A 4310-nucleotide genomic window follows, 5' to 3' on the forward strand; every position below is an offset into this window, starting at 1 on the left:
CAAAAACAATCTGCCTTTAAGTTTTCTTGGAGAAGATTTCTTAGGGGTTATTGGCGGCCTTTTTCTTGACCGCCCATTGTATTATAATAATTATGCACCCGATTATGCGCCCGATTATAGACCCAATTCTGAATCGGGTGAATTGTACCGAAATTTCAAATCCCTTTCAGAAATTACCCAAACCAGCAGGGCTCTGGAACAGATCATTGCTCTGGATACGGTTCTGGACAAATTAAATGTAGATATCAAATCTTTTGAAGAAGGTGTATTAACCTATAAAACATTGATTTTAACCCTCTGGGCAAAAGACCGGCTGAATCTGCCACCAACCCTTGAACCCATTGATACAATGACCTTCAAAAATTTCTTCATCGCTCTATTTTCAAAACCCGATTCAGATAAAACCGGTCAGATACAATTAAATGACCTGATTACCTGGACGTCTGAAATAACCGGTATAGATGAATCAAAGCTGGCACAAAGATTTGGTGAGGTCTTAAGAAATTTAATCAAAGAACTTGAAGAGGAATACAGTACCGTTGATCCGAAAAATATTGATCCCAGATTTATTCCCCATTTTCTTTTGCGTGAAAGAAAAAAAAATGATGATAGCAAAGGATGATGGTCTTCCCGTCTTATTGCACCATCATAACAATTTTCTGGGTAATACTTAAAGGATCCAGACTTTCATCTGACAGCCCAGCATCATCCACAGCCCTTGGCATCCCGTACACTACACAGGTTTCCGCCTTCTGGGAAATACAAATACACCCTTTGTCTTTCATGGCTGCCACACCTTTTTTGCCGTCCTCCCCCATTCCAGTCAAAACAATGGCAAGGATATTACCCTGATAGGACCTTGCAATGGATTCAAACAGCATATCCGCAGAAGGCCGGACACTGTTCACAGGCGGCCTGCTGTTCAGGCGGATCACTCTTTTACCCTGGTCATCCGGTTTTGATACGGTCATATGCTGTCCACCAGGTGCAATATAAACTTTAGACGGCAGGATCTCATCACCGTGGCTTGCTTGAAAAATATCAAGTTCAGATTTATCATTCAGACTTTTTGCAAAAAACTGCGTTATGGCCACAGGGATATGTTGAACCAGCAGGATGGGAACTTTAAGATTACCGGGCAATATAGAAAAAATCCGGCTTAAAATTTCAGGTCCGCCGGTTGAAGATGCCACTACTACTACATCAATTTTCCTCATGGAAGAAACCGGCACAGAAGATTTATCAGCCGGCTTATCCGCTGTTTTCAGGGGCATAAAAAATTTATTTTTATAGTTAAGCGCCGACCTGTTTGAAAACCTTTTTCGGCTTCTTAAAAGCCCTGTAATGGTTAACAGGTGAAGACGAAATTCATTGTATTGTCTGGATTCAATATCACCCGGCTTTTCGACACACTCATAAACGCCCATTTCAAGGGCTTTTACCAGGATATCGGAGTCCTGTATTTTAGGATCATAGGTGACAATCACGTTAAGATCAGAATTAATTTTTCTTATGGTGTCAACTATCCGGATACCCCCCATGCCACTGGTTAAATCAAGAAAAATCAGATCCGGGTTCACATGATTAATCTTGGCGATCAGCATTCTCTCGGAATGGGCGACTCCCAGAATATTGATCCCGTTTATTGAACCGCACATTTTTTTTAAAAGCTGAACAAAGCCAGGGTTTTCATCTGCAATAATTATGTCCAGCTTATCAATCATATACAATTACTTCCTATAATATTCCTGCCTGCTTCAACTTGAGTTCAACCATTGGCGCATCAAAGGGTTTGATGATATATGCCTGAACACCCAGGCGCATGGTTTCCAAGATAATCTGCTTTGCTGTAACAGTTGTGGCCATAATAAATGGTGTGTCTTTTATGTCATTGCTGTTCCTTACGGCTCGAAGCAGTTCAAGCCCTGACATCTTCGGCATTTCCATGTCAGATACAATCAACTCAAAGGCGTAAGCCTCGCCTTTTCTAAACTCGTCATTTATTTTAAACCAGGCTTCCTCGCCATCAACTGCTTCTGTAATATCCACAAGCCCCAGGCCGGCCAGAATATTTTTCATTGCTGCCCGGATGGAAGCTTTATCATCAACAATCAGTATTTTCATTCACTGCCTTCACAGACTCATTTGCTTTCACTGCCTTTTCTTCAATCAGACCCACAAATTTTTCATGGTCTAATACCTGTACCATCATATCATCAATAAAAAATTTGCCCAGAACCGATTCCGGGCAAGTAGCATCCCTGTTTAATTTTTCATTTGTTTCAATGGTATCTATTATTTTTGACACAAGGATTCCCACTTTGGCTGAAATATGTTTTGGGAAAATTGCAAAAATCTCCTCATCATTCAACTCACATTTGCTTGCCGGCAAAAATTCATCCATTGAAAAAAGTAAGACCGCCCGATTGTTATATTCCATATATTTTAAATTCCCGGTATAATGGATATTGGATGGTTTAATGGGTTCAAGCCGGGAGACACTTGCAAGTTCTAATGCGAAATATTCTTTATTGCCGTTGGAAAAAATAATAAGGTTTCTATTTTCTCCGATATCTTTAGATTTTTTCTCTTTTAACAGGTTCCGTTTTACTTCTTCGCTTTTGATGGTGTCAAATCTCAAGGATGAAAAAGAGGCAATCCCCGGCACATCCAGGATCATTATGACATCGCCATTCCCAAGAATGGTTGCACCGGCAAAGCATTTCAACTTTTTAACATATTCAGATAAGGGTTCGACAACAATTTCTTCAATATCATAAATCTCATCTACACAAAGCCCGAAAATCTTTCCCCCAAATTTCAAAATAACAACATAGGTGGAATCCCATTTGGTTTGGCGGCGGTCTTTTTTTGGCGATCTTTTTCCCAGCGGGTCAGAAGCATTGGTTTCCCGACGTCGATCTGCAATTGCCTTTCTTTTCTCTTTTTCTTTTTCCCATGTTTCAGGCTTCTGAATATAGGTTTTAATTCCCAGAACATTGCGAAGTCTTAATATGGGAAGAAGATTTTCCCTCAGTCTTAAAACTTCTGAACCTGCAAGATTTTCCACCTGTTTATGAATTTTTCCGGGTTCAAGATATATGACTTCCTTTATATTGGCCTGGGGAATGGCAAATTTAAAGTCTGCCGCACTGACAATTATAGAAGGGACAATGGCAAGAGTTAAGGGAATAATCAAGTGAATCGTGGTTCCTTCACCTTTGACCGAATCAATCTCGATAAGTCCCCTTAACCGCTCAATATTTGTTTTTACAACATCCAGGCCAACCCCGCGGCCGGATATATCTGTAATTTTTTCAGAGGTTGAAACTCCGGGAAGAAAAATCAAATTAACTTTCTGTTTATCCGTAAGCTTGTCAAGCTGATCTTCGGAAACAAGCCCTTTTTCAAAGGCTTTTGATAATACCAGCTGGGGATCAATACCCGCCCCGTCATCCGAAATGGTGATGTGAACATGTCCGCCTTCATGGCGTGCCTTAATACGGATAATTCCGGTTTCAGGTTTAGAAAATTTTTGCCTGTCTTCAGGCAATTCAATCCCATGATCAATACAGTTTCTAATCAGGTGGGTCAAAGGATTTGCCAATTCTTCCAACACATTTCTATCCACCTCTACATCTGCACCGTCAAGGATGAGATCAACCTTTTTCGAAATCCTCCTGGCAATATCCCTTACCACCCGTTTGTATTTCCCCAGAAGATCAACAATGGGCTGCATTCTCATCTGCACAATGGCGTCCTGGATATCGGTTGTCACCATATCCAGATTTTGCATCATATTGGAGGCTTGACTGTTTTCGCGGGCATATTTTTCCATAAAAGGCCGCAATTGATTTCTTGAAAGAACCAGCTCGCCTGCCCGGTTCATCAGTCTTGAAATCAGGTCGACCTTAATTCGGATGGTTTGAGTACTTAAAGCAGTGAAAATTTTTGGTTCTGCTGCAATTTCGATCGATTCTTCCTTTACTGCTAAAGGCACTAATTCCTGAGGTTTTAATTGTTTCTCCGGATCATCAAGTCCCGGTTTGAATGAAAGCCCCTTTAAAATAATCTCATTGTCAGTAAACTGCCGATCAACCAGAGTCATCTGTGTCTTATTAATTTCAAGTACCTGGGAAAGCAACGGCAAATCAAGTATGGTTGTAATCACGCAAAAAAAACCATCCTTACCATTTTCGCTCTTTTTATTTTCAAGATCGGAAAATAAAATATCGCCGATACTCTTAATATCATCAATAATTGAATCCACATCCTTGTGCTTAGCCACTATATCATTTTCAAACCTTATA

The 4310-nt window shown here is 40.4% G+C and carries 4 protein-coding genes; 1 reads left to right on the top strand and 3 read right to left on the bottom strand.

Annotated features, from left to right (window positions below; translation table 11 throughout):
* On the top strand, positions 1–622 hold a 622-nt coding region (locus tag K8S13_RS13660), incomplete at its 5' end, for a DUF6178 family protein (RefSeq protein WP_291463275.1).
* Between the two features lie 13 nt (positions 623–635).
* On the opposite strand, the gene K8S13_RS13665 is transcribed toward K8S13_RS13660, so the two are convergent.
* The 3 genes from K8S13_RS13665 to K8S13_RS13675 all read right to left on the bottom strand — a co-directional run.
* A complete protein-coding gene (locus K8S13_RS13665) occupies positions 636–1724 on the bottom strand; it encodes a chemotaxis protein CheB (protein ID WP_291463277.1) in 1089 nt (362 codons plus the stop codon).
* Between the two features lie 13 nt (positions 1725–1737).
* Positions 1738–2124, bottom strand: a complete 387-nt coding sequence (locus tag K8S13_RS13670; protein ID WP_291463278.1) for a response regulator — start codon at positions 2122–2124, stop codon at positions 1738–1740.
* Positions 2105–4310: chemotaxis protein CheA (locus K8S13_RS13675; protein ID WP_291463280.1), on the bottom strand; the 2206-nt coding region annotated here is incomplete at its 5' end. The genes K8S13_RS13670 and K8S13_RS13675, both read right to left, overlap by 20 nt.

Source organism: Desulfobacula sp. (genome assembly GCF_021107415.1).

Excerpts from the sequence above, each read along its gene's own strand:
- K8S13_RS13665 (WP_291463277.1), bottom strand. The coding sequence starts at position 1,724 with ATGATTGATAAGCTGGACATAATTATTGCAGATGAAAACCCTGGCTTT.
- K8S13_RS13670 (WP_291463278.1), bottom strand. The coding sequence starts at position 2,124 with ATGAAAATACTGATTGTTGATGATAAAGCTTCCATCCGGGCAGCAATG.